This window comes from Pseudomonas lini (assembly GCF_001042905.1).
Taxonomy (GTDB): Bacteria; Pseudomonadota; Gammaproteobacteria; order Pseudomonadales; family Pseudomonadaceae; genus Aquipseudomonas; species Aquipseudomonas lini.
This window is the reverse complement of sequence record NZ_JYLB01000006.1, coordinates 80,682-106,481: the sequence shown is the minus strand read 5'-3', so window position 1 is coordinate 106,481 and position 25,800 is coordinate 80,682. Positions and strand designations below refer to the sequence as shown.

At 57.5% G+C, this 25,800-nt stretch carries 26 protein-coding genes; 16 read left to right on the top strand and 10 right to left on the bottom strand.

Going from position 1 to position 25,800, the window contains the following annotated elements; translation table 11 throughout:
* Nucleotides 1-34 precede the first annotated feature (34 nt).
* Both TU81_RS18645 and TU81_RS18640 read left to right on the top strand, forming a co-directional pair.
* Nucleotides 35-1,159: a type IV toxin-antitoxin system AbiEi family antitoxin gene (locus TU81_RS18645; protein ID WP_231983811.1), complete on the top strand. Its 1,125-nt coding sequence runs from the start codon at nt 35-37 to the stop codon at nt 1,157-1,159.
* On the top strand, nt 1,147-2,016 hold the full coding sequence (locus TU81_RS18640; RefSeq protein WP_048396259.1) for a hypothetical protein: 870 nt from the start codon (nt 1,147-1,149) through the stop codon (nt 2,014-2,016). Before TU81_RS18645 ends, TU81_RS18640 begins: the two co-directional genes overlap by 13 nt.
* 58 nt (nt 2,017-2,074) lie before the next feature.
* On the opposite strand, the gene pyrE is transcribed toward TU81_RS18640, so the two are convergent.
* Entirely contained in the window at nt 2,075-2,719 is a 645-nt protein-coding gene (gene pyrE / locus TU81_RS18635; protein WP_007894680.1) for an orotate phosphoribosyltransferase, read from the bottom strand.
* A gap of 82 nt (nt 2,720-2,801) precedes the next feature.
* On the opposite strand from pyrE, the gene TU81_RS18630 reads away from it, so the two are divergent.
* Nucleotides 2,802-3,581 carry an exodeoxyribonuclease III gene (locus tag TU81_RS18630; RefSeq protein ID WP_008030595.1) on the top strand — a complete coding sequence of 260 codons (780 nt, stop codon included), beginning with the start codon at nt 2,802-2,804 and terminating at the stop codon, nt 3,579-3,581.
* Nucleotides 3,582-3,770: 189 nt separating this feature from the next.
* Here TU81_RS18630 and TU81_RS18625 read toward each other — a convergent pair whose 3' ends face one another.
* Both TU81_RS18625 and rph read right to left on the bottom strand, forming a co-directional pair.
* Nucleotides 3,771-4,139 (bottom strand): DUF4870 domain-containing protein, encoded by a 369-nt coding sequence (locus TU81_RS18625; RefSeq protein ID WP_048396258.1) that lies wholly within the window; start codon nt 4,137-4,139, stop codon nt 3,771-3,773.
* Nucleotides 4,140-4,168: 29 nt separating this feature from the next.
* Complete coding sequence (gene rph, locus TU81_RS18620; protein ID WP_030132447.1) at nt 4,169-4,891, bottom strand: ribonuclease PH; 723 nt, start codon at nt 4,889-4,891, stop codon at nt 4,169-4,171.
* Between the two features lie 268 nt (nt 4,892-5,159).
* On the opposite strand from rph, the gene TU81_RS18615 reads away from it, so the two are divergent.
* The 6 genes from TU81_RS18615 to TU81_RS18590 all read left to right on the top strand — a co-directional run bounded on the left by TU81_RS18615 (nt 5,160) and on the right by TU81_RS18590 (nt 10,451).
* A complete protein-coding gene (locus TU81_RS18615) occupies nt 5,160-6,023 on the top strand; it encodes a YicC/YloC family endoribonuclease (RefSeq protein WP_048396257.1) in 864 nt (287 codons plus the stop codon).
* Between the two features lie 12 nt (nt 6,024-6,035).
* Nucleotides 6,036-6,656: a guanylate kinase gene (gmk, locus tag TU81_RS18610; RefSeq protein ID WP_048396256.1), complete on the top strand. Its 621-nt coding sequence runs from the start codon at nt 6,036-6,038 to the stop codon at nt 6,654-6,656.
* Between the two features lie 167 nt (nt 6,657-6,823).
* Nucleotides 6,824-7,087: a DNA-directed RNA polymerase subunit omega gene (gene rpoZ / locus TU81_RS18605; RefSeq protein ID WP_007894670.1), complete on the top strand. Its 264-nt coding sequence runs from the start codon at nt 6,824-6,826 to the stop codon at nt 7,085-7,087.
* Between the two features lie 57 nt (nt 7,088-7,144).
* Nucleotides 7,145-9,250, top strand: a complete 2,106-nt coding sequence (spoT, locus tag TU81_RS18600) for a bifunctional GTP diphosphokinase/guanosine-3',5'-bis pyrophosphate 3'-pyrophosphohydrolase (protein ID WP_038980727.1) — start codon at nt 7,145-7,147, stop codon at nt 9,248-9,250.
* A gap of 24 nt (nt 9,251-9,274) precedes the next feature.
* A complete protein-coding gene (locus TU81_RS18595; protein ID WP_003177257.1) occupies nt 9,275-9,655 on the top strand; it encodes a RidA family protein in 381 nt (126 codons plus the stop codon).
* A gap of 55 nt (nt 9,656-9,710) precedes the next feature.
* Nucleotides 9,711-10,451 (top strand): hypothetical protein, encoded by a 741-nt coding sequence (locus tag TU81_RS18590; protein ID WP_048396255.1) that lies wholly within the window; start codon nt 9,711-9,713, stop codon nt 10,449-10,451.
* Nucleotides 10,452-10,594: 143 nt separating this feature from the next.
* Here TU81_RS18590 and TU81_RS18585 read toward each other — a convergent pair whose 3' ends face one another.
* The gene (locus tag TU81_RS18585) at nt 10,595-11,449 is read right to left on the bottom strand and encodes an SDR family oxidoreductase (protein ID WP_048396254.1); all 855 of its coding nucleotides are present in this window, start codon (nt 11,447-11,449) and stop codon (nt 10,595-10,597) included.
* Nucleotides 11,450-11,638: 189 nt separating this feature from the next.
* Between TU81_RS18585 and exbB the strand changes: the two genes are divergently transcribed.
* The 6 genes from exbB to TU81_RS18555 all read left to right on the top strand — a co-directional run bounded on the left by exbB (nt 11,639) and on the right by TU81_RS18555 (nt 18,482).
* Complete coding sequence (exbB, locus tag TU81_RS18580; protein ID WP_038980720.1) at nt 11,639-12,595, top strand: tonB-system energizer ExbB; 957 nt, start codon at nt 11,639-11,641, stop codon at nt 12,593-12,595.
* Between the two features lie 6 nt (nt 12,596-12,601).
* Nucleotides 12,602-13,030: a TonB system transport protein ExbD gene (exbD, locus tag TU81_RS18575; RefSeq protein ID WP_038980717.1), complete on the top strand. Its 429-nt coding sequence runs from the start codon at nt 12,602-12,604 to the stop codon at nt 13,028-13,030.
* The gene (locus TU81_RS18570; RefSeq protein ID WP_038980715.1) at nt 13,027-13,773 is read left to right on the top strand and encodes an energy transducer TonB family protein; all 747 of its coding nucleotides are present in this window, start codon (nt 13,027-13,029) and stop codon (nt 13,771-13,773) included. Before exbD ends, TU81_RS18570 begins: the two co-directional genes overlap by 4 nt.
* A 215-nt stretch (nt 13,774-13,988) precedes the next feature.
* The gene (locus TU81_RS18565; RefSeq protein ID WP_008007618.1) at nt 13,989-14,918 is read left to right on the top strand and encodes a hydrogen peroxide-inducible genes activator; all 930 of its coding nucleotides are present in this window, start codon (nt 13,989-13,991) and stop codon (nt 14,916-14,918) included.
* 9 nt (nt 14,919-14,927) lie between these two features.
* Nucleotides 14,928-17,003 carry an ATP-dependent DNA helicase RecG gene (gene recG / locus TU81_RS18560; RefSeq protein ID WP_038980713.1) on the top strand — a complete coding sequence of 692 codons (2,076 nt, stop codon included), beginning with the start codon at nt 14,928-14,930 and terminating at the stop codon, nt 17,001-17,003.
* Nucleotides 17,004-17,081: 78 nt separating this feature from the next.
* Nucleotides 17,082-18,482: an aminoacyl-tRNA deacylase and HDOD domain-containing protein gene (locus TU81_RS18555; protein WP_048396253.1), complete on the top strand. Its 1,401-nt coding sequence runs from the start codon at nt 17,082-17,084 to the stop codon at nt 18,480-18,482.
* Between the two features lie 164 nt (nt 18,483-18,646).
* On the opposite strand, the gene TU81_RS18550 is transcribed toward TU81_RS18555, so the two are convergent.
* Nucleotides 18,647-19,030, bottom strand: a complete 384-nt coding sequence (locus TU81_RS18550; RefSeq protein ID WP_038980709.1) for a hypothetical protein — start codon at nt 19,028-19,030, stop codon at nt 18,647-18,649.
* Nucleotides 19,031-19,619: 589 nt separating this feature from the next.
* Between TU81_RS18550 and TU81_RS18545 the strand changes: the two genes are divergently transcribed.
* On the top strand, nt 19,620-20,000 hold the full coding sequence (locus tag TU81_RS18545) for a DUF6124 family protein (protein ID WP_038980707.1): 381 nt from the start codon (nt 19,620-19,622) through the stop codon (nt 19,998-20,000).
* Between the two features lie 55 nt (nt 20,001-20,055).
* Here TU81_RS18545 and TU81_RS18540 read toward each other — a convergent pair whose 3' ends face one another.
* From TU81_RS18540 to TU81_RS18520, 5 genes are all read right to left on the bottom strand, one after another.
* On the bottom strand, nt 20,056-20,496 hold the full coding sequence (locus TU81_RS18540) for a hypothetical protein (RefSeq protein ID WP_038980705.1): 441 nt from the start codon (nt 20,494-20,496) through the stop codon (nt 20,056-20,058).
* Nucleotides 20,497-20,501: 5 nt separating this feature from the next.
* A complete protein-coding gene (locus TU81_RS18535) occupies nt 20,502-21,068 on the bottom strand; it encodes a lysozyme inhibitor LprI family protein (RefSeq protein WP_038980703.1) in 567 nt (188 codons plus the stop codon).
* Between the two features lie 204 nt (nt 21,069-21,272).
* On the bottom strand, nt 21,273-21,776 hold the full coding sequence (locus TU81_RS18530; RefSeq protein ID WP_007894620.1) for a hypothetical protein: 504 nt from the start codon (nt 21,774-21,776) through the stop codon (nt 21,273-21,275).
* Complete coding sequence (locus TU81_RS30555; protein WP_048396252.1) at nt 21,766-24,768, bottom strand: EF-hand domain-containing protein; 3,003 nt, start codon at nt 24,766-24,768, stop codon at nt 21,766-21,768. Before TU81_RS30555 ends, TU81_RS18530 begins: the two co-directional genes overlap by 11 nt.
* A complete protein-coding gene (locus tag TU81_RS18520; RefSeq protein WP_038980699.1) occupies nt 24,765-25,796 on the bottom strand; it encodes an SEL1-like repeat protein in 1,032 nt (343 codons plus the stop codon). The genes TU81_RS30555 and TU81_RS18520 overlap by 4 nt, the downstream gene beginning before the upstream one ends.
* Between the last annotated feature and the right edge of the window lie 4 nt (nt 25,797-25,800).

Below are 25,800 nucleotides of genomic sequence, written 5' to 3'. Positions count from 1 at the left end.
CCAATTTCAACAACTGTTGAAATAAGCTTATTCGGTGAAAGCCCTCGACTATTTTCAGCAAAATGGCTATTTTCAGCATTCGTTGAAAAAGGTCAAATCAATGAAAGAGCTCGAAATACACTCAAGAGAGGCGCTGCACAACCTCCTGAGCAAGGTACCGATACTCGAGATTAAAAGCCTGAAATCTGCCCCGCTTTCAAAAGCCTGGACTCCCGACTTCATTGTCGACATAAACACATCAGGGAAATCGCACTCTCTGGTCTGCGAGGTGAAAGCAAGTGGCCAGCCCAGATTCATCAACGCAGCCATACTTCAGCTTCGCGACTATGTAAACGAGCGGGGCATAGATGTTACACCTATCGTAGTCGCACCTTATCTTTCGCCCGCTGCCAGACAAGCGTGTCGGGAAAAAGGTGTCGGATATCTGGACCTGGAAGGTAATTCCTGGATTTCGTTCGATGGTGTATTCATTGACCATCAAGTTACTGACAAGCCGCCCTCGGAGAATAGGGAACTGAAGTCTCTCTTCAAACCAAAGTCAGCTCAAATCATTCGTATGATGCTTCGGGAACCGGACCGTGCCTGGCGGGTGATGGAACTCTCCGAAGCTGCCAGAGCGAGTCTGGGTCAAGTCAGTAATGTCCGCACAGCGCTGCTGAATCGAGAATGGGCACGAGCCACAAATGAGGGAGTATGTTTATCCGATCCTCAATCCCTTTTGGATGCATGGGTCGAAGCGTATGAGCTTCCATCAGGGGACCGTAAAAAGTTCTATACCACCTTACATGGCAGCGCATTGGAAAATGCGGCACGGAACGCGATCAGCGAAAGAAGCAACGGACACGCGCTTTTTTCCTCATTTTCTGCCGCCCAATGGCTCGCTCCCTATGCTCGAGTCAGCACAAATTACTTCTATACGGACATTGAAGGTCTGGAAAAATTGGTCAAGGCATTACAACTAGTTCCCGCATCAAAGGGAGAAAACGTAGTGATCACTTTACCCAAGGACGAAGGACTTCTATTGGACACCACTGAAGCCGCTCCGGGCGTCATATGCACCAGTCCAGTTCAGACCTATCTGGACCTATCGGTTGCAGGAGAACGCGGAAAGGAAGCCGCCGAGTATCTACGCCAGGAAAAACTGACATGGCCCCGTTAGTACCTCAAGAGCCTCAATCTGCTTCGGATTATGACAACAGAACGACAACTGCAGTGAAGGCGGTACTAGTCGAAATGGGTCAAATTCTTGGTTCCTTCAGAGGCAAGTTTGCAGTGATCGGTGGAGCGGTGCCGTGGCTTCTACTTGCGAATGACGATATGCAACATGTTGGGACCCTTGATGTCGATTTGAGCCTGGACGCAGAGGCTCTCGGTGATGGTGAGTACGCGACATTGATCGAGGCACTGATGGGTAATGGGTATGAGCAAAGAGGGGAACTTCGGCGATTCCAACTCGTTCGCCAGGTTCCCGTGCAGGATGGTGGAGCGGCTATAGATGTGATCGTGGACTTCTTAATGCCGCGCGACGCCGAAATCATCCAAAATAAGCCGCCCATTCTCAACGACTTTGCAGTTCAACGCGCAGACGGCGCCGACTTGGCCATGCGTTTTTATCAGATGGTTGCAATTGAGGGCCCAATGCCTACGGGCGGCACTAATCGTGTCGAGGTCGCTGTATGCTCGATCCCCGCACTACTTGCGATGAAGGGATACGCCCTGAATGGAAGACATAAACAGAAGGACGCGTACGACATCTACTATTGCGTTCGTAATTATCCCGGAGGTATAGACGCGCTCGCAGAAGAGTGTCGGCCAGTACTTGAAATGGGAAGTGGCGAACAGGGTTTTCAGTTCATCTGCGAAAAGTTTGATATCGCCGAGGGCTACGGCCCGACCTCAGTAAGACGTTTCGTCGAAGACAGCCAAATCCTCGGTGATCGCACACCGGATCAGTGGCAACAGGACGCCTTCGGGCAAATTGATGCCTTGTTACGCGCCTTGCACCTACGGGAGTAACAGCCTCCCGGACACCAGCACTCACAAAATAAGGCCCTGTTCTCACAGGGCCTTTTCTTTAGACGCCGAATTGGGCGCGGTAGGCTTCAACTGCCGGCAGGTGTTGCTTGAGCTGCGGGTCATCCGCCAGGAACTCGAGCACCTGATTCAGCGAAACAATGCTGATCACCGGGATGCCGAAGTCACGCTCCACTTCCTGGATGGCCGACAATTCGCCGTTGCCACGCTCCTGACGGTTCAGGGCGATCAACACGCCCGCGGCCTTGGCGCCGTCCTGGGAAGCGATGATCTGCATCACTTCCCGGATGGCGGTGCCTGCGGTGATCACGTCGTCGATGATCAGCACGTCGCCGGTCAATGGCGCGCCGACCAGGCTGCCGCCTTCGCCGTGGGCCTTGGCTTCCTTGCGGTTGAAGCACCATGGCAGATCACGGCCATGATGTTCGGCCAGCGCCACGGCAGTAGTCGCCGCCAGCGGGATGCCTTTGTAGGCCGGGCCGAACAGCACGTCGAACGAAATACCGCTCTCGACGATGGCTGCCGCATAGAAACGACCCAGCTGCGCCAGGGCGGAACCCGAGTTGAACAGGCCGGCATTGAAGAAGTAAGGACTGGTGCGTCCGGACTTCAGGGTGAACTCACCGAAGCGCAAAACGCCACGATCAATGGCAAAACGAATGAAGTCGCGCTGATACGCTTGCATGAAAAAAACCCCAAATACCACGGATTTAGCTAATTAGGTAGACGCCGTGTATCATACCCGCACGCGATTTTTGGGGCCACTTATGCGGATCATCAGTGTGAACGTCAATGGTATTCAGGCTGCAGTCGAGCGTGGTTTGCTCAGTTGGCTGCAAGCACAGAATGCCGACGTCATCTGCCTGCAGGACACCCGCGCCTCCGCCTTTGAACTGGACGATCCAGCCTTCCAACTGGATGGCTACTTCCTTTATGCCTGCGAAGCTGAAGTTCCCGCCCAAGGTGGCGTGGCTTTGTACTCGCGGTTGCAACCGAAGGCAGTCATCAGCGGTCTCGGCTTCGAGACGGCCGACCGCTACGGGCGTTACCTGCAAGCCGATTTCGACAAGGTCAGCATCGCGACCTTGCTGCTCCCTTCGGGGCAGAACGGCGATGAAGACTTGAACCAGAAGTTCAAGCTAATGGACGACTTCGCCCGTTATCTGGATAAACAGCGACGCAAACGTCGCGAGTACATTTATTGTGGCTCGCTGTACGTGGCGCAACAGAAGCTGGATATCAAGAACTGGCGCGACAGCCAGCAATCTCCGGGCTTCCTGGCACCTGAGCGTGCCTGGATGGACGAGATTGTCGGCAACATGGGTTATGTCGATGCCCTGCGCGAAGTCAGCCGTGAAGGCGACCAGTACAGCTGGTGGCCGGACAACGAACAGGCCGAGATGCTTAACCTGGGCTGGCGCTTCGACTACCAGATACTGACCCCGGGCCTGCGCCGCTTCGTACGCAGCGCACGCCTGCCACGTCAGCCACGGTTCTCGCAGCATGCACCGCTGATCGTGGACTACGACTGGACGCTGACTATCTAAGCGTGTTTTCGCAGATGCAAAAAAGCCGACATCGCTGTCGGCTTTTTTGTGGGCAATGATTTTCTAATGCGGGAGCGAGCTTGCTCGCGTAGGCGTCGTGTCAGGCGACATTAGTATCGACTGACCCACCGCATTCGCGAGCAAGTCGAATCGTCGCACCGCCGCTCCCACAGGGGATCAGCGGCGTACTTATGTCACCAACCGCCAGGTGAAGGGATAACGATAAGGCACCCCGTCATTGGCCTTGAGCCCGGCAATGATGCACAGCACCATCGCCCCGATCAGCACCAACGGCAGCAGCGCAAAGCCAATCAACACCAGCATCAGCAGATAACAGATGCCCGAGACCAGGGCCACGGTGATCTGAAAGTTCAGTGCTTCCTTGCCTTGGGCGTCGATGAACGGATCGGTTTCACGCTTCCACTGCCAGAGTATCAGCGGCCCGATCAGGTGACCGAATGGAAACCAGACACCGAGAAACGCCGAGAGGTGACAAAACATCGCCCACTGGCGAGCCTCGGGACTCGGGGTGGGAAGCAACTGCTGCTCATCACTCATGGCGCTCTCCTTGCCGGGCGTCAAAACAATCAGTCGGCCAGTGCAGCCTTCTGCAGTTCGAAAATCTCGTTCATGCCTTTCTTCGCCAGCGCCAGCATCGCGTTCAGCTCTTCCGGCTGGAACGGCGCGCCTTCGGCAGTGCCCTGAACTTCGATGAAACCGCCAGTGCTGGTCATCACCACGTTGAGGTCAGTCTCGGCAGCCGAGTCTTCCAGGTAGTCGAGGTCAAGCACAGGCTCGCCCTGGTACATGCCCACCGAAACGGCCGCGATCATTTGCTTGAGCGGGTCGCCACCTTTCAGGCCGCCGCGCTTCTTGATCACTTTCAAGGCGTCGATCAGTGCAACCATGGCACCGGTGATGGACGCGGTGCGGGTGCCGCCGTCAGCCTGGATCACGTCGCAGTCGACGTACAGGGTGACGTCGCCCAGCTTGGACATGTCCAGCGCAGCGCGCAGGGAACGGCCGATCAAACGCTGGATTTCCAGAGTACGGCCGCCTTGCTTGCCGCGGCTCGCTTCACGCTGGTTACGTTCGCCAGTGGCGCGCGGCAGCATGCCGTATTCTGCGGTCAACCAACCCTGGCCCTGACCTTTCAGGAAACGTGGCACGCCATTCTCGACGCTGACGGTGCAGATGACTTTGGTATCACCGAACTCGACCAGTACAGAACCCTCGGCGTGTTTGGTGTAGTTGCGGGTAATGCGGATCGAGCGGAGCTGATCGGCAGCGCGACCACTTGGACGTTTCATAGGGATTACCTGTACGGGGGACGGAAAACTGCCGAGCATTATAGAGCCGTGGGCCGCGTGTGGGCACTTCTAAAAAAATCGCCCGACGATTGAAGCCCCTGAATAGAGCTTAGCCGACGGCCTGCAGCTCTTTGTCACAGCGTGTGTTTGGGCGCATCCGCCCCACTGCGCTACAATCCTGCGCCTTTGCTGCCTGTCGGCTTTAATTCACAGATAGCGGGTCCGCGAACCATGGGTTACGCGCCGACCTGCATTGCGAGGTACCTCCATGGTGCACAGCATGACCGCCTTCGCCCGCGTCGAGAAAGCCGGCGTCCAGGGCACCCTGAGCTGGGAATTGCGCTCGGTCAACAGCCGCTACCTGGAACCCCACCTGCGTTTGCCGGAATCTTTCCGCGACCTCGAAGGCGCGGTCCGCGAAGGCCTGCGTCAGGAACTGTCCCGGGGCAAGCTCGAATGCACCCTGCGCTTTACCGAAGAAAGCACCGGCAAACCGCTGCAAGTGGACCGCGAGCGCGCCGCGCAACTGGTCGCCGCCGCCGAGACGGTCGCCGGTCTGATCAAGAACCCGGCCGCACTGAACCCGCTGGAAGTCCTGGCCTGGCCCGGCGTGCTGGTCGCCGATGCCGCCGACCCGCAAGCGCTGAATGCCGAAGCCCTGGCGCTGTTCCATCAGGGCCTGAAAGAACTCAAGGCCGGTCGCGAGCGCGAAGGCACTGAGCTGGCGCGATTGATCAACGAGCGCCTGACCTCTATTGAAGGGGATGTGGTGATCCTGCGTGAGCTGGTCCCGCAGATGCTCGCCACCCAACGCCAGAAAGTTCTCGACCGCTTCACCGACATGAAGGCCGACCTCGACCCGCAGCGACTGGAGCAGGAAATGGTCATGCTCGCGCAAAAGAGCGACGTCGCCGAAGAACTGGATCGCTTGAGCACTCACATCATCGAAGTTCGCCGAGTGCTCAAATCCGGCGGCGCTGCCGGTCGGCGCCTCGACTTCCTGATGCAGGAACTCAACCGCGAAGCCAACACACTGGGCTCCAAAGCCTTCGACCCGCGCAGCACGACAGCGGCGGTCAACCTCAAAGTGTTGATCGAGCAGATGCGCGAACAAGTGCAGAATATTGAGTAAGGCAAACCCGACATGACCCACAGCACCGGCACCCTGTACATCATTTCCGCCCCTTCGGGCGCGGGCAAGAGCAGTCTGGTCAAGGCCCTGACCGACGCTGATCAGGAGATCCGTGTCTCGGTCTCCCACACCACCCGCGCCATGCGCCCCGGTGAAGTGAACGGCGTGAACTATCACTTCGTCGAACGCAGCGAGTTCGTGAAGATGATCGAGCACGGGGATTTCCTCGAGCGCGCCGAAGTGTTCGGCAATCTCTATGGCACCTCGCAAAGCCACCTGCAGCAGACCCTGGATGAAGGCCACGACCTGATTCTGGAAATTGACTGGCAGGGTGCCGAGCAAGTGCGCAAATTGATGCCCCAAGCACGTTCGATCTTCATCCTGCCGCCGTCCCTGGAAGCCTTGCGTCAGCGCCTGAACAATCGCGGCCAGGACAGCGACGAGATCATCGAAGGCCGGATGCGCGAAGCCGTCAGTGAAATGAGCCACTACGTCGACTACGACTACCTGATCATCAACGACGATTTCGCCCACGCGCTGCGCGATTTGCAGGCGATTTTCCGCGCCAATCAGCTGCATCAGAAGCGTCAGCAGCAGCGTCATGGCAAATTATTGGCTGAATTGCTCGGCTAAACAGCGCTTCCCAAAACCGCTGCAAGGGCTTTACATTGGCACTTATAGCGCGTTGAAGAGCCTGGTCAAAAAATCAGCGCTTCCCTAATCGCTGGTGATTTTTTAAACTGTTGAGTCCGCTCGCCCACCCGGGCAGCGCGCATATTGCATTCGCTCCGAGGAATACCATGGCCCGCGTAACCGTTGAAGACTGCCTGAACCACGTGGAAAACCGTTTTGAACTGGTCATGCTGTCCACCAAGCGTGCCCGTCAACTGGCCACCGGCGGCAAAGAGCCCCTGGTTCAGTGGGAAAACGACAAGCCTACTGTTGTAGCGCTGCGTGAAATCGCCGAAGGCCTGATGAGCTACGAGTTCATCGCCAACGCAGAAATCGTCGAAGACGAACCGCTGTTCGCAGCGTTCGAGGACGAGTCCAACGAGGCAGTATAAGTCCATGCCTGGTCGACGTAGCACGGCGCGGGGTCACAACGAACGGCAGGAATTATCATGCCGAGCATAGACGCCCTCGCCGATCGCTTATCGACCTACCTCGGCAAGGACCAGGTCAATCTGGTCCGCCGAGCGTACTTCTACGCCGAACAAGCCCACGATGGCCAACGCCGCCGCAGCGGTGAGGCGTACGTCACGCACCCACTCGCGGTTGCGAATATTCTTGCCGACATGCACATGGACCATCAGAGCCTGATGGCTGCGATGCTGCATGACGTGATCGAAGACACCGGTATTGCCAAGGAAGCGCTGCAAGCGCAGTTCGGCGAAACCGTGGCCGAACTGGTCGACGGGGTCAGCAAACTGACCCAGATGAACTTCGAGACCAAAGCCGAAGCCCAAGCCGAAAACTTCCAGAAAATGGCCATGGCCATGGCGCGCGACATTCGCGTGATCCTGGTCAAGCTGGCCGACCGCCTGCACAACATGCGCACGCTGGAAGTACTGTCCGGCGAAAAACGCCGGCGGATCGCCAAGGAAACCCTGGAAATCTATGCGCCCATCGCCAACCGGCTGGGCATGCACGCCATCCGCATAGAGTTCGAAGACCTCGGCTTCAAGGCGATGCACCCGATGCGTTCCGCGCGGATCAACCAGGCGGTCAAACGCGCCCGGGGCAACCGCAAGGAAATCGTCAACAAGATCGAAGAGTCCCTCAGCCACTGCCTGGCCATCGACGGCATTCAGGGCGAGGTCAGCGGTCGTCAGAAACACCTCTACGGCATCTACAAGAAAATGCGCGGCAAGCGTCGGGCCTTCAACGAGATCATGGACGTCTACGCGTTCCGGATCATCGTCGACAAGGTCGATACCTGCTACCGCGTGCTGGGCGCTGTACATAATTTGTACAAACCGTTGCCGGGGCGCTTCAAGGATTACATCGCGATCCCCAAGGCCAACGGCTATCAGTCGTTGCACACCACGCTGTTCGGCATGCACGGCGTACCGATCGAGATCCAGATCCGCACCCGTGAAATGGAAGAGATGGCCAACAACGGCATCGCCGCCCATTGGCTGTACAAATCCAGCGGCGACGAGCAGCCCAAAGGCACTCACGCCCGCGCCCGCCAGTGGGTCAAAGGCGTGCTGGAAATGCAGCAACGGGCCGGCAATTCGCTGGAATTCATCGAGAGTGTGAAGATTGACCTGTTCCCGGACGAGGTCTACGTGTTCACGCCCAAAGGCCGGATCATGGAGCTTCCCAAAGGCTCCACGGCAGTCGACTTCGCTTATGCGGTGCACACCGACGTGGGCAACAGCTGCATCGCCTGTCGGATCAATCGTCGTCTCGCGCCGCTGTCAGAACCGCTGCAAAGCGGCTCCACGGTCGAGATCGTCAGCGCCCCGGGCGCGCGGCCGAACCCGGCTTGGCTCAACTTCGTGGTCACCGGCAAAGCGCGGACGCACATCCGCCATGCGCTGAAACTGCAACGCCGTTCCGAGTCCATCAGCCTCGGCGAACGCCTGCTGAACAAGGTACTCAACGGTTTCGACAGCTCCCTGGAAAAAGTCCCGGTCGAGCGCGTGCAGTTGATGCTCCACGAATACCGCCTCGAACTCATCGAAGACCTGCTCGAAGACATCGGCCTGGGCAATCGCATGGCTTACGTGGTCGCCCGCCGCCTGCTCGGCGAAGGCGAGCAATTGCCAAGCCCGGAAGGTCCGCTGGCGATTCGCGGCACCGAAGGTCTGGTGCTCAGTTACGCCAAGTGCTGCACGCCGATCCCGGGCGACCCGATTGTCGGGCACCTCTCCGCCGGCAAAGGCATGGTGGTGCACCTGGACAACTGTCGCAACATCAGCGAAATCCGCCACAACCCGGAAAAATGCATCCAGCTCTCGTGGGCCAAGGATGTCACCGGCGAATTCAACGTCGAGCTGCGCGTCGAACTGGAACACCAGCGCGGCCTGATCGCCCTGCTGGCCAGCAGCGTCAACGCGGCCGACGGCAATATCGAAAAAATCAGCATGGACGAACGCGACGGTCGTATCAGCGTGGTCCAACTGGTGGTCAGTGTGCACGACCGCGTGCATCTGGCCCGCGTGATCAAGAAACTGCGCGCCTTGACCGGGGTGATTCGCATCACCCGCATGCGCGCGTAGCCCACCCTTCACAAGGAGTCATACATGACCAAGACCGTTATCAACAGCGACAAGGCCCCGGCCGCCATCGGTACTTACTCCCAGGCGATCAAGGCTGGCAACACCGTTTACATGTCGGGTCAGATTCCTCTGGACCCAAAAACCATGGAACTGGTCGAAGGCTTCGAAGCCCAGACCGTCCAGGTGTTCGAGAACCTCAAAGCCGTGGCTGAAGCGGCCGGTGGTTCGTTTAAGGACATCGTCAAACTGAACATCTTCCTCACCGATCTGAGCCACTTCGCCAAGGTCAACGAGATCATGGGCAAGTACTTCGACCAGCCTTACCCAGCCCGCGCCGCCATCGGCGTAGCAGCCCTGCCAAAGGGTTCGCAGGTTGAAATGGATGCCATTCTGGTCATCGAGTAATGTGTCCGGCGCAACCCCAGAGGTTGCGCCGATTTCGTTCTGAAAGGATTCCACCATGCGCCAAGCGCTAGCTCTCTCGCTGGTCGCCCTTCTCTTGGGCGGTTGTGCCAGCGACCCTGCCGACCGTGATATCAGCGGCACCTGGATCAATCAGTCGGCGATCGATGCTGCATCCAAAGGCGGCCCCCTGCGCGAAGCGCTCCAGGCCTATGGCCCGAATCTGGAATGGGACGTCAACACCAGGGCCGGCCAGGCCCGCTACACCAATGGTTTTGAAAATGTCGAAGGCAAGCTGCTGGGCGAAGAGTCCGGCGCCTGGAAAGTCGACTTTTATGGCAGCTCCGCCAGCGAGCTGAAGCGTGATGGCAAGCAACTGAGCCAGGCCGCCAACGACAACGAGCCGGAGCAAGTCTTCGACCGTGCAGCGGTCCCGGTGCCGGAAGGCGCACCGATTGGCGCGAGTTTCGAGCGGGCACTGTATTCGGCCTATATGGGCGGCAGCTGGAAAATTCTCAGCGGCCCGGGCGAAGGCAACACCGTGCAATTCCAGGCCGATGGCCAGGTTGCCGGCCTGCCCGGTGCGGATCGTTATGCCCTGTGCCTGGCGGGCGATTGCGCGTCGATGAGCGGCGGCAACGATAACATCTGGCTGCAGGCGAACGGCCAGGGCAATACCTGGATCTTTGCGCGCAAGGGCAAGGAACTGGAGATTTTCCAGACCGTGAATACCGCACTGGCGGACGAGATGCCTTCGTTTACGCCGGGTGATCGCAAGTGGTTGCTGGAAAAGCAGTAACCCGGCCCTAAGGCCAACGCAGAATCCATGTGGGAGCGGGCTTGCTCGCGAAAGCGGTGTAACAGTCAACGATGATGTTGAATGTTATGACCCCTTCGCGAGCAAGCCCGCTCCCACATTTGGTTTGTGGTGACTGGAAATCATCAGCGGCCTTCGAGGATCGCAGCGTAGCCTTCGCGGAAACTCGGATACTTCGGCACCCAACCCAACGCCTTCGCCCGGGCATTGCTGCAGCGCTTGCTGCCGGCACGACGCACACTCGCATCCTCGGCCCATTCGGTCACGCCCAGATACTCACGCAACCAGCCCACCACCTCAGCCAATGACGCGGGCGCATCGTCGACGCCTATATAGACATCATCCAGCGCCACGCCACGCCAATCCGCCTCAAGCAGGAATGCCAGCAACCCCACCGCGTCGTCGACGTGAATGCGGTTGGCGTACAACGGTGGATCGATCGCCACGCGATAACCGCGACGGACCTGGGTCAGCAGAAACTCTCGGCCCGGACCGTAGATCCCGGTCAAGCGCACGATGCTCGCCGGGATGCCGCTATCACGCGCCACTTGCTCGGCCTCCAGCATCACACGCCCTGAATAGCCAGCTGCCACGGTCGGCGAGTTCTCGTCGACCCACTCGCCCTCTTGCTGGCCGTAAACGCTGCTGCTGGAAACGAATAGCAGTCGATTGGGCACTTGCCCATAGTCGCCCAGCCATTCCAGCACGTGCTGCAAACCCTGAATATAAGCGGCTCGGTATCCGGCCTCATCGTGATCGGTAGCCGCCGCGCAATACACCAGGTAATCCACCGCTCCGATTGGCCAGGTCGCCGGGCAGTCTTTATTGAACAAGTCACCGGCAACGCCAATCACCCCTTGGGGTAGGCGTGAGACGTCACGCCGCAAGCCGTGAACCTCCCACCCCGAATTCAACAATTGCGTGGCCAGACGACTGCCGACATCACCGCAGCCGGCGATCAAAACAGAAGGCGCGGACATCAGAAAACTCCTATCGGAAAGCTACAGACTAGCGTCGACAAAGGACACGCGGCTAGCAATGCAGGAAAAAAAGATACTCTATTACTTTTGTTAACAAGAATTACTTGCAATAATGCACGCCACTTTTGTTCTCGGCCTCACGAGGCCTGGAAGAACATTTACCGTCTTTTCCTTTCAGGTCCGGCCAGCATGACACGCAATCAATTCCCCGCTTCGCCAACCAAACGACCTCGCGCCTGGAGCGCGGTGGCCGCCCTGCTGCTCAGCCTGATGCTGGCGCCGACCGCCGCCTTCGCTGATGCACAAGCGCCGGCCACACAGCCTGCCGCCGCTCAAACACCCGCCGCGCCTGCCGTGACCCCAGCCGCGACCGATCCGGTCCAGGCCGTAGACGCCGCTGACGTGCCGGAAGTCCTCGAAGCCGACAACACCCTGGGCATGGCCCATGACCTGTCGCCGTGGGGCATGTACCAGAACGCCGACATCATCGTGAAGATCGTGATGATCGGCCTGGCCATCGCCTCGATCATCACCTGGACCATCTGGATCGCCAAGGGCTTCGAGCTGATAGGCGCCAAGCGTCGTCTGCGCGTTGAAATCGCCCACCTGAAAAAAGCCGCCACCCTTAAGGAAGCCAGCGCTACGGCGGCCAAGGAAGGCACCCTCGCCAACCTGCTGGTCCATGACGCGCTGGAAGAAATGCGCCTGTCGGCCAACAGCCGCGAGAAAGAAGGCATCAAGGAACGCGTGAGCTTCCGCCTGGAGCGCCTCGTCGCTGCCTGCGGTCGCAACATGAGCAGCGGCACCGGCGTACTTGCCACCATCGGTTCCACCGCGCCGTTCGTCGGTCTGTTCGGCACCGTATGGGGCATCATGAACAGCTTCATCGGCATCGCCAAAACCCAGACCACCAACCTCGCCGTCGTAGCTCCCGGCATCGCCGAAGCCCTGCTGGCAACCGCGCTGGGTCTGGTTGCAGCGATTCCTGCGGTGGTCATCTACAACGTCTTCGCCCGCTCCATCGCCGGTTACAAGGCGCAAGTGTCCGACGCCTCGGCAGAAGTCCTGCTGCTGGTCAGCCGTGATCTCGACCACCTGCCGGCCGAGCGTAGTAGCTCGCAACCGCACATGGTGAAAGTGGGGTAATCGGCCATGGGCCTGCATTTGAAAGAAGGCGCAGACGACGATCTGGCCGAGAACCACGAAATCAACGTCACGCCGTTCATCGACGTGATGCTGGTGCTGTTGATCATCTTCATGGTGGCGGCGCCGCTGGCCACCGTGGACATCAAGGTCGACCTGCCTGCTTCCACCGCCAAACCGGCGCCGCGGCCAGAGAAACCGGTGTTCCTCAGCGTGAAAGCTGACCAGCGCCTGTTCCTCGGCGAAGACGAAGTGAAGGCCGAAACCCTCGGCGCCACACTCGACGCCAAGACGAAGGGCAAGAAAGACACGACGATCTTCTTCCAGGCCGATAAAGGCGTGGACTACGGCGACCTGATGAGCGTGATGGACGCCCTGCGCGCCGCCGGTTACCTGAAGGTCGGCCTGGTCGGACTCGAGACGGCAGCCAAGAAATGATCAACACGCGCCAAAAGCTGACGCGTTACAGCGGGAGCCTGGCCGTGGTGCTGGGCGTCCATGCGCTGGCCATTGCGCTGGCGCTGAACTGGACGTCGCGCCCGCCGATCGAGCTGCCGCCGCAGGCGATGATGGTCGAACTGGCGCCGGTTCCGGCCCCGCCACCGCCCGCACCGCCGAAGGTGATCACGCCGCCACAGCCACCGGCCCCGGTGGAAGAACTGCCGCTGCCAAAACTCGCTGAAGCGCCGAAGGCCGAGATTGCCGTGCCCAAGCCGGTCAAACCCAAGCCGAAGCCTCAACCGCCCAAGCCTGTGGAGAAAAAGCCGGAGCCGCCGAAGGAAAAGCCTTCCGAGGAAAAACCGAGCGACGCGCAACCGACTCAGGCACCGACGGAGAAATCCGCTCAGCCGGCACCCGGCCCATCGCCAGCGCAACAAGCTGCCAAGGCCAGCTGGCAAGGCACCCTGCTCGCACACTTGGCCAAGTACAAAAAGTACCCGGCCAGTGCACAGGCGCGGGGCAAGGAAGGTTTGAACCGTCTGCGCTTCGTGGTCGATGCTGAAGGCAACGTGTTGTCGTTCGAACTGGTGGGCCGCTCCGGCAACGCCGATCTGGACCGGGCCACCCTGGAAATGATCCGCCGCGCCCAACCGCTGCCCAAGCCACCGGCCGACATGCTGAACAACGGCTCCATCGAAATCGTTGCACCGTTTGTTTACTCGCTGGAACGTCGCCGTTAAAACAGAAGATCAAAACATCGCAGCCTTCGGCAGCTCCTACCTGGGATTGATGTACATCCTGTAGGAGCTGCCGAAGGCTGCGATCTTTTTGCTTTTTGCATATCCGCAAACGCCAAACCTGCATTGCCCTGTGTCACTCAACACACTCAGTCTGATAACGTGCGTCTATCGATTGCAGCCGGTATGCTTGGCCCGCAACTTCATGGACGCTTGCTATGACTCTTACAGAATTACGCTACATCGTTACCCTCGCCCAAGAGCAGCACTTCGGCCATGCGGCCGAGCGTTGCCACGTCAGCCAACCGACCTTGTCGGTGGGCGTGAAAAAGCTTGAAGACGAACTCGGTGTGCTGATTTTCGAGCGCAGCAAGAGCGCCGTGCGCCTGACCCCGGTCGGCGAAGGCATTGTCGCCCAGGCACAGAAAGTCCTGGAACAGGCCCAAGGCATCCGCGAACTGGCCCAGGCCGGCAAGAACCAGCTGACTGCCCCGCTCAAAGTCGGCGCGATCTACACCGTCGGCCCATACCTGTTCCCGCACCTGATTCCCCAACTGCACCGGGTCGCCCCGCAGATGCCGTTGTACATCGAAGAAAACTTCACCCACGTGCTGCGCGACAAACTGCGCAACGGCGAGCTCGACGCGATCATCATCGCCCTGCCGTTCAACGAAGCCGACGTGCTGACCTTGCAACTCTACGACGAGCCGTTCTACGTCTTGATGCCGGCCCAGCACCCGTGGACCCAAAAAGAATCCATCGACGCCGCCCTGCTCAACGACAAGAGCCTGCTGCTGCTCGGCGAAGGCCACTGCTTCCGCGATCAAGTACTGGAAGCCTGCCCGACTCTGGCCAAAGGCAACGACGGCGCCAAACACACCACGGTGGAATCCAGCTCGCTGGAAACCATTCGCCACATGGTTGCGTCCGGCCTGGGCATTTCGATCCTGCCGCTGTCGGCGGTCGACAGCCATCACTACGCTCCCGGCGTGATCGAAGTGCGCCCATTGAGCGCGCCAGTGCCGTTCCGCACCGTGGCCATCGCCTGGCGCGCGAGCTTCCCGCGGCCGAAGGCGATTGAAATCCTCGCCGACTCCATTCGCCTGTGCTCGGTGGCCAAGCCGCCAGCGCCGGTGGTGGCCGGTTAAGTCGCTGCCATGACCGAGTTGTCGCAAGTGTCGGTGACGGCACTCAAGGGTGTCGGCGAAGCCATGGCCGAGAAACTGGCCAAGGTCGGCCTGGAGAATCTCCAGGACGTGCTGTTCCACTTGCCGCTGCGTTATCAGGACCGCACCCGTGTGGTCCCGATCGGCCATTTGCGACCGGGTCAGGACGCCGTGATCGAAGGCACCGTCAGCGGCGCCGACGTGGTCATGGGCCGACGCCGCAGCCTGGTTGTCCGTCTGCAGGACGGCACCGGCGGGCTCAGCCTGCGTTTCTACCATTTCAGCAACGCCCAGAAAGAAGGCCTCAAACGCGGCACGCGCATTCGTTGCTACGGCGAAGCGCGGCCCGGTGCGTCGGGGCTGGAGATCTACCACCCGGAATACCGCGCCATTACCGGCGATGAGCCGCCGCCCGTGGATGAAACCCTGACCCCGGTCTACCCGCTCACCGAAGGCCTGACCCAGCAGCGTTTGCGCCAACTGTGCATGCAAACGCTGACCCTGCTCGGCCCCAGCAGCCTGCCCGACTGGCTGCCGACCGAACTGGCCCGGGACTATCAACTGGCACCGCTGGCCGACGCGATCCGCTACCTGCATCACCCGCCCGCCGATGCCGATGTCGACGAACTCGCCCTCGGTCATCACTGGGCGCAGCATCGGCTGGCCTTCGAAGAACTGCTGACCCATCAACTGTCCCAGCAGCGCCTGCGCGAGAGCATGCGCTCCTTGCGTGCCCCGGCCATGCCGAAAGCCACGAAGCTGCCAGAACAGTATTTGGCCAACCTAGGCTTCACGCCGACCGGCGCCCAGCAACGGGTCGGCAACGAAATCGCTTACGACCTTAGCCAGCACGAACCGATGTTGCGGCTGATTCAGGGAGACGTTGGCGCCGGTAAAACCGTGGTCGCCGCCCTCGCCGCACTTCAGGCGCTGGAAGCGGGTTATCAGGTCGCATTGATGGCGCCCACAGAAATCCTCGCCGAACAGCACTTCATCACCTTCAAACGCTGGCTCGAACCGCTGGGCATTGAAGTCGCATGGCTGGCCGGCAAGCTCAAGGGTAAAAACCGCGTCGCCGCGCTGGAGCAGATCGCCAACGGAACGCCCATGGTGGTCGGCACCCACGCGCTGTTCCAGGACGAAGTGCAGTTCAAGAACCTGGCACTGGCGATCATCGACGAACAACACCGCTTCGGCGTGCAGCAGCGTCTGGCATTGCGGCAAAAAGGCGTCGGCGGGCGGATGTGTCCGCACCAGCTGATCATGACCGCCACGCCGATCCCCCGAACGCTGGCCATGAGCGCCTACGCCGACCTCGACACCTCGATCCTCGACGAACTGCCGCCCGGCCGCACCCCGGTGAATACGGTGCTGGTCACCGACACCCGGCGCGTCGAAGTGATCGAACGGGTGCGCGGCGCCTGTGCCGAAGGGCGTCAGGCCTATTGGGTATGCACGCTGATCGAAGAGTCGGAAGAGCTGACTTGCCAGGCCGCCGAAACTACTTTTGAAGACCTGACCGCCGCCCTCGGCGAGTTGAAAGTCGGGCTGATCCACGGCCGCATGAAGCCCGCCGAGAAAGCCGCGGTGATGGCCGAGTTCAAGGCCGGCAACCTGCAACTGCTGGTCGCCACCACTGTGATCGAGGTCGGCGTTGATGTGCCCAACGCCAGCCTGATGATCATCGAAAACCCTGAACGCCTCGGGCTCGCGCAACTGCACCAATTGCGTGGCCGCGTCGGTCGGGGCAGCGCCGTCAGCCATTGCGTGCTGCTTTACCATCCGCCGCTGTCGCAGATCGGCCGTCAGCGGCTGGGCATCATGCGCGAAACCAACGACGGTTTTGTCATCGCCGAAAAAGACCTCGAACTGCGCGGTCCCGGCGAAATGCTCGGCACGCGCCAGACCGGTCTGCTGCAATTCAAGGTCGCGGACCTGATGCGCGACGCCGATTTGCTGCCCGCCGTGCGCGACGCCGCTCAAGCATTGCTCGAGCGTTGGCCGGATCACGTCAGCCCGCTGCTCGACCGCTGGCTACGCCATGGGCAGCAATACGGCCAAGTGTGAGCACTGTCGCAGTTTCTGAACCCTGGCTTTAAACAAGCTGGTTATACTCCCGCAATTGTTTGCAAACGGATACAGACCATGACAGAAGCTGCCCTTGCCCCCGAAACCCCGCACGCTCCGTCTGTTATTCGGCTGCTGCTCGGCAAGCTGGGCATCGCCTACGAAGAAGTCCTCGACCATCACAGCCTGAACGCCGCACGCAAAGTGCAGGCAGTTCTGCTGGACGATGCCGTCGGCGCGCTCATGGTGCTGTTCCCCCAGAGCCAATTGCTCGACCTCAACCGCCTCGCCGAACTCACCGGCCGCCGGTTGACCGCCGTATCCACCGAACGCCTGAAAAAAATGCTCGGCAAACACAGCCTGAGCCTGCTGCCCGGCCTGCCGGCGCTCACCAGCTCGCCGTGCCTGTACGAAGAAAGCCTGCTGCGCGAACCGAAGCTGCTGATCAACTCGGGCGAGCCGAATGTGCTGCTGGAAATCTCCAGCGATGCTTTCAAAACCATGCTCACCAAGGCCAGCGCCGGCAACTTCGGCGAAGCCCTGACCAGCATCCGCCCGAACCTCGACCGCCCCCACGATGACCGCGAGGAAATCACCCAGGCCGTACAAGCGTTCACCGCGCGGCGCATCCAGCAGCGTCTGGAAGAGACCATCGAGATTCCACCGCTGGCCGAAACCGCGCAGAAAATCATCAAACTGCGGGTCGACCCCAACGCCACCATCGACGACATCACCGGCGTGGTCGAAACCGACCCGGCCCTGGCCGCACAAGTCGTCAGCTGGGCAGCCTCGCCGTTCTACGCCTCGCCGGGCAAGATTCGTTCAGTGGAAGACGCCATCGTCCGTGTGCTCGGTTTCGACCTGGTGATCAATTTGGCGCTGGGCCTGGCCCTCGGCAAAACCCTCAGCCTGCCGAAAGACCACCCGCAACACACCACACCGTACTGGCAGCAATCGATCTACACCGCCGCCGTCATCGAAGGCCTGACCCGCGCCATGCCCCGCGCCCAGCGCCCGGAAGCCGGCCTGACCTACCTCGCCGGCCTGCTGCACAACTTCGGCTACTTGCTACTGGCCCACGTATTCCCGCCGCACTTCTCGCTGATCTGCCGCCACCTGGAAGTCAACCCGCACCTGTGCCACAGCTACGTGGAACAACACCTATTGGGCATCAGTCGCGAACAAATCGGCGCGTGGCTGATGCGCTTCTGGGACATGCCCGAAGAACTGGCCACCGCCCTGCGCTTCCAGCACGACCCAAGCTACGACGGCGACTACGCCGAATACCCGAACCTCGTGTGTTTGGCGGTGCGTTTACTGCGCAGTCGCGGGATTGGGTCTGGGCCGGATGAAGACATCCCCGACGCCTTGCTGGAGCGTGTTGGCCTGACCCGCGACAAGGCCAACGACGTGGTCAGCAAAGTGCTTGAAGCTGAAGTCCTGTTGCGCGAACTCGCCTCACAATTCAGCCAAGCCTAAAAGCATCGCGGGCAAGCCACGCTCCCACAGAATTCAGGCGATCCCTGTGGGAGCGGGCTTGCTCGCGATGAATCCACCTCGGGCTACCTGACCCCATTGATCGTTCCCACGCTCTGCGTGGGAATGCATCCCGTGACGCTCTGCGTCACCGCATCACGCGAAACTCAAGCCTTAGCCTTCGCCTTCCGCGGCTTCAAATACTTGGTCAACCCCTGAAACCAGATCACCAACGCCGGGTTGCCCTTGATCTGAATCGACTTGTCCTGAATCCCCGTCATAAACGCCAACTGCTTATTCTTCGCCTGCATCGTGGCAAAACCATACGCCGCGTCCTTGAATGCAATCGCAAACGCAGGCTCGGCATACACGCCCGACTTGCTGGTAATGCGCTGATCCTTCACAAAGAAATGCCGCGCCACCTTCCCGTCCAGGGTCTGTAATTGGAAAACAAGCTCCTTGTCACCCAACTGCTGCTGAAACGCAGGATTAGTCCGACTGGCCTTACCCATCAACAAACCCAGCATCCACAGAAGAAAACGAAATTTCATGCGCACAGCCTCAAAAGAAAAATGAACGGCCGGCGCAGTGTAGCGGCTTCAAGCAAGAACGCCACTGTCGGGTTGCGTTAGAAGAAGATGAACCGCTTTTCCCGCATGATGACCACCAAGTCACGCGCTCCCTCCTCCACCTTGATCATTCCCACGCTCCCGCGTGGGAATGCATCCCGTGACGCTCCGCGTCACACCCAACACCCGCCCTACACCTGAAGAAACACATTCCTGTAGGAGCTGCCGAAGGCTGCGATCTTTTGATCTTGATGCCCTCAAACCTCTGGGAAATTTCCTTCAAAACGCCGGGCTGTCCATGAACTAGGCAGCCCTCACCTTCACCGATAACCTCTGTTCGTCACCGCAAAAAACGGTGACACGGACGTGCAAGTCCGGTGGAGTACACATTCGGTTATGGCAATTCATCGAGCGTTTTCCTATGCTCGCGAATCGTTATGGCGGCTGTGTATGGGAGATCTTCGGGTCTGCCGGGTGACTCCACCGGTCTTGCACACCTATGCACAGCTGCCACCTCTTTCGAAGTGCACGCGAAACGGTGTCAGCTCCTTAAATCATGGAGTAACACTTAATGATCAAGCCAACACCCAATCCTCCAGAAAACCCAGCCACATCCCCCTACGAATCCTTCGATTCGAAAAAGCTCCACGAAGCCGCCGAACGCGCCCTCGACCACCATTTCGCCCCACCACCCAACGAAAAACCCAAGCGTAAAGGCAAACTCTTCACCGTCTCCCCCGACATCGACACCGAAGCCCTCCTGGCCAACGCCTCGGAAGACCTGCTGTCCATCAGCGCCATCGCCGCCAACTTGGCCGACGATGTTGATGGAACACGGCGCTCCTTAGCCTTGGCGCTAAGCAGATTGGCGGATGGGGTTCGGTTGTTGGTGGAGCGAGCGCTGGATCACATTGATTCGCCGAATCCGGCGGAGCATCGGGCTAAGGCATAACGGACAGCGGATAGAAAAAGGGGACGTTAAGTCCCCTTTCTTGATGACCCCTGGCTCACCACTGGCAGCCTGTCTCGGGCGGCGAGTCCATATTGCTATCCTGCTCGAATACGTATTTCTTTCCGGATTTGTAGTTCGTATAGACCATTCCGTAAATCAGAGCCCCCTGACCGACCATTCCATAATCTCCGGTCACCGAACCTTCAGACACTTCAACCCATCTTGTCGTGAACTGAGAGGGCCGACTCGGATCGAGCACCTCTTCTTCGGAATCTTTATAGACGAGAGAAATGGCCTCCTTCGATTTACTGTACTTGACGCTTGCGCCGCTCCATTTGGAAACCGAGTCGTAATAGCTTCTAAACTCAAAATTGATGTCTTTGCCTTCCTGCGAGCGGAAGCAATAGACCTCAGTTGTGACTTCGCTGTGAGCCGCCATCGGACAGATGAGTAGCAGGGCTACAAAAAACAACGAAAAAGACTTCAACCCGATCATTCCTTTTAGCGGTTCATGGGCAACTGAAAGCGCATTCGCACAGCGCAATAAGCGAGGTCTTCACGAAACAGTCGAAAACTCATCTCACACTGCCCATCCGCATATTGCTTCCAAACCGGATCGTCGAAGTCACCCCCTCCCAGCAGATTGATCGAGGTCTTCAGACCGTTTTCACGGTCCTGCCCTGCCATCAACGATGCAGCTTTGTAAAAGCCATCATTGGGCAGGCCGGTCTGTAGATAAATGAGCTCACCCAAGCGGGCACTGGTTGTCTGCGCCAAACACGCTAGCTTCTCGATAGGCGCCTCAGCTCCCGGCAAAACGGCCTGATACAGATCCTCGCAATACGCCTCTTTGAAGCGCACCCAACTCCTTTGCACATCGGTTAGTTGCTTCTTGTCTGTGAGAGACAAGCTGGTCAGGGTTTTCTTGTATTGCTCATTCAACACAGCGTCGACTTTTTCGTAGCTTTGCTGGCCGCAAGTGATCAAATCGGGATTGGTAAAGCTGTCGTGGTTGCAGGTTTCCTGTGCATGAACCGAAACCATCGACGCCGCGAAGGCGACGCTCATCAGTGCTACGGCAGACCTTTTAAACTTCGTTGTCACGGTTGACCCTCGACGCCACGACCGATCACAGGAGAAAAATAATAAAGCATAGAAAAGCGGGACAGATTTACTTACCCACACCTAACTTTCTTTACATAAACCCACCTGCTTTTTTGACAGCCGCTCATGTACCAGACTCATATTAAACCAAAACTTTCTACCACCCCACTACCTATCTTCACTGGCAACCAAATGGAATTCCTTACCATCAAACTCATAATATCTAGTTCTATATTTTCGCGAGACTTTATTGTTGTTAGCATCCACTTCCCGATTTTGAGCGACCCCCATTATCACAACCAACCTGCTATTAGCCCTAAAGTCTATATCGAACGACTCCTCAGTTTCCTCATCGTCTGCCTTGTAAGCATTCGGCAAGCTCCTTACAACCTCCCCAGTTTTCGCATCAATGACTTCTCCACAAATTGAACCACCACCACACTCACCGGTAAAAAGAATGTAATGACCTGCAAAGTTTACTGCTTTTTTTGCGGCATTATTTCTTAATTCATCCCAGCGCTGACCCGCGGTATCAATTTTAGCTAACGGATGACTTGCGCCCTTATACAAAGTGCCGGCGTCGTATTCTGAAAATGATGGAGGCGCCGCAAACGCTAAAGCACTAATAAAACAAAGCAATAGAAGTGTTTTAGACAAAAATTTACCCAGCATTTCTTTTAGACTCCTCGAGTGCACGGACCATTTCGTCGGGTGTAATATGAGCAGAGTTCAGCCCATCGCCTTGATAGAAAGATACTCCTTCCGACTGAGCATGTCGCTCGACCCACTGTTTTTTATGAGTTACAGGGTGAAGAATTGGGACGCCTGCAGCATCCTTCAAAACTATAGAGCTGATTTTCTTTCCTTGCCTTACGCCTGCCGACGCAAATTCTTTCGCCCATGCGTAAATTGCATCCTCCACATCACCATCCCCTTCCAGATAGTTAATTATGGCTTTCCTTTTTATTTTAATCAGGTAATCAACAAATATTCTATCCTGCATCGCCTCATCATATTTTTGAGACGTATCCAAACCAAGCTTATCTACGGCCTCAGCTAGAGTAGGCGTGATAAGTTGGTACCGCCCTGTTGCAAACATTTCATCATTTTCTTGCTTCTGCTGAACCTCAGCAATTGTCAGAGATGTCAGATTTGTATTGTAGAATGATTTAAGTACAGGTGTTGTAGCATTGTAAGCCGTGTAATCGTTATTCGATTCCACTTTACCCAACAAATTTGCAAATGCGCTATGGGCCCATCCAGACGGCGCACGCTTCAACAAGTGCGTACTGACAAACTCAACCGGATGAAAGTGCCAAACAACTTCAGAGTTGATAACTGCGCTCCCAGAAAGCTCCTCCCAAAACACATACTTACTTATTCTTTCTTTTTCATGCTTCAACGTTTTCGGCGACAGCTCCAACAAGTTATCTAACTTACTCCACTTAGGTGCATCGGCTTTACTCTTCCACTCAGTCGGATGATGAGCAATAAATTTGGCCCACTGATCTCTCGTATCAGCGTTCTTCAGTGCGTCAGCGAGCTCGCCCGGATCAACTTCACCATCGTGGTTTTTGTCAATTTTTGCAAAGAGATCCTTGAAAAATTGCGGCATGTCTTCCGGATCGAGAAAACCATCCGCTGTGGCGTTTGTTTCCTCAACAATCTGAAAACCCATCTTCTCCCAATCATGCTGCGTGATGACTTCTGCGCCGGCCTTCTTTACAAGGCCAGTGATCGATTGGTCATCCTCTGTCACTTTGACTTCGTAATAGTCGTCGCTGCCCTCTTTGATAACTGGAGCCTTACGCAGATCAACGGCATGTTCCTTCTTAAGTGGCGTGGTGCCAGTTGCCGGTGCTTTTTTCTTCAGTTCGGCCCCCACCGGTAGATACAGATACTGCTTGCCAATCTTCAAACCGGCAGAGTTCTTAAGGAATTCTTTCACGTCAGCTTCGGCAGTGAATATCTCGACATGTACTTGATACTTGCTTGCCACGCCACCGTTTTCGCCTGTGAGGTTTTCGGTTTGTCCCAAGTAACCAATCGGATCGCCAGCCTTGATGCCGGTTCTGGTTGATGCAACGCTATCAAAGTCCGTAGGAGTCACCGTCTCCCACTGCACATACTGGCTTGCCGGATCGTTTTCGACGTTCGTCCAGAATGTCGGCGGTGCATTCCCCGTTGGCTGCCATACTCCGCCAGACACCAGTGTGCATGAGGCCATGCGCCTTAATTTATTGCCAATCACTAGGTTAACGATTTCTTTGCTATCGAACTCGATAACACTATTGACGGCCAACTCCAGGCCGCCATCGACGGGCGCACCGGCAGGCTGTCCGTTCGTTGGATTCGCCGGACTCTGATGTATAGGCAACCGTTTAGTCGCCCTAGCTTTAACCTTTCCTTGCCAGTAATTTGGCCGGGCGCGCTCTGGAATGACGTCTGCTGTCCAAATGCGGTGATGTTGGGAGTTTTTGTATGGCTCACCATCCTTCAAATAGGCGAACCAAATTTCAGTCCCTACGTCGCGAACTTTGTTCGAACCAGCCTTCACGCTGCCGGAAAGAATTTTGCCTTTGGCGTATGTGATGTTGTTAACGTCTTTCTGCTCCAGGACTTCAAGCTTGGTACCGTTCGTCACTTTACCAGGGGAGATTATGTCGCTCGACAAGGGCGCCTCGTCATAAGCCTTGAAGTCCCCTACCTTCATGGTCACCTTCGGTTTTGGCGTTTCATCCGGTGATAACGGATAGCGCTTATACGGTAAGAGGTGCATGTAGAGGCTGTAGAAGATCAGCTTGTTTTGCTTACCCTTGTTCGGTCCTTCTTCCGGGTTAGGCGTCGACTTGTACTCGTGACGTACCAGGCAAAAGGAGTTGGAGTATTTCAGCTTTTTCTCATTGTCACCAAAGGTTGACTCCAGATAGTCCTGATTGAGCCGATACGCAACGACCTCACCATCAGCCATACAACGTACTGGTTCATTCAGCACGCACTGAGGAGCACTTTTGTCGGTGATGTGAATACCACCGTGCCAAAATTTGTTGCTACCCAGCAGGTAATGACCCGAGGTCTCACCCTCAAGGACTTTGTAGATTTCTTCAGCATCTGTGAATTGCTTACCGTCAGCCTTGCGAAACGGATATTGGAAGTTCATCAGCGGCGCAGGGCCCGCCGGAGCAGGTGCTGGAGCGGGAGCGGGAGCGGGAGCAGCCGCCGGCGCCGGTTGCGCACCAGTTCTATATTGGGGTTTTGGACGCAAGAACTTTTCTGGCATTGGCCAGTAACCACTACCGTTCCCGAACTTGGCGGACTTAGGCCCCGATGAGGTTTGCGAACCGAAAAAATCCCCCGCATTGCGCACCGAATTGATGCTCTCGACTACCCCCGTATGCCCGTGAAAATTGATCCAGAGTGCAATATCACCAGGCTCGACGTTCGCGAGCGGAACGACGACAAAATGGGTTACGTCAACATTCAGCTGTCCCGTTGTCAGGTATGGAATTGAATAACCCGCGTCCTTCAGCATTCGGTACAACAGACCTGAACAGTCGATTTCCTTTCGACCGTCGCCGTCGGCATCGGCATAGCCTTTCGCTGGACCGTATTCATATTGGGTATGCGGGTAGTTGGCCCGCTGTTCGAGTAGTCCGGTACTCATCGGAAGCTCCCTGCTTTAAGACATTGAATTGAGTTATCAGCGACGACGCCTTGGGCCGCCAAGTGGTCAACACCTCGCGTGCCGGACTCAGGATCCTTTTTCTGAACCTCCTGATAACACGCCATTGCTCGGGGCAGGTCAGCAGGGGCGACGGTGCCGACTTCATACACCTCGCCAAGTTGGCTCAGCGCATCTACCGAGCCTCGGCTCGCGGCGCTTTCCAATGCAGCCATTGACAGTTGCGGGTTGATACAGACTTGCTTGTCGTCGTATTCGCCCTCATCGCAGTAAAAATTCGCAAGCGTCACGCCTGCGTCGGGAATGCTTTTTGAAGCAGCAATCAAAAGATCCACAATTTTGCTGTTATCCAGGCGGGGAGCTTGCCCAGAAAGACTGATTCCCGCAGCAGCGAGTGCAGCTTGCGGCGAACCTTCTTGCGCTCCGGCCAAGTAGCTATCCAGTGCTGCTGCGTACAAATAAACACCCGATTCAGGCGATGCATGATTAGCCAGCCTGTCAAACCATGCACCTTTCCTCAGCTCTCGCTGACCTGGCAATAGTTTCTCTGTTCGAGACACAACATCAGATACGTTTTCAAGCGACCAATCTTCGACACGATCCAGAACCCAACAGTCGCCGTGTTTGAAGACGAAAACCTTTAGAAATTTGCCTGCCTGGTCACGAACGATCAGCTTGTTCGGTAAATCGACCTTAATAGTTAGGCTCGACGCAGCAGCATTTTCCGGCACAAGAACGTTCAACTCGGTAGCGTCCAGCGCTTTGATATTGCGCTGGACAACCTTTGGCTTGTCGCCATCGGCAACCACTCGAAGTTCCTGAACGGACGAGGCAATAGATGCCTTCTGTATCTCAGGTTGGGATGAGAAAACCTGGGCGAACTCTGCAAAGTTGCCGCTCGGGCATTGCGGGTCACTGGGCGATGAGGCAACGGCGCCGCTGCACATACCCAACGTCAGCAGTGCGATGGAGCACCACCTGAACTGCCTTGCGTTTTTGTTTGTTGTCATCACG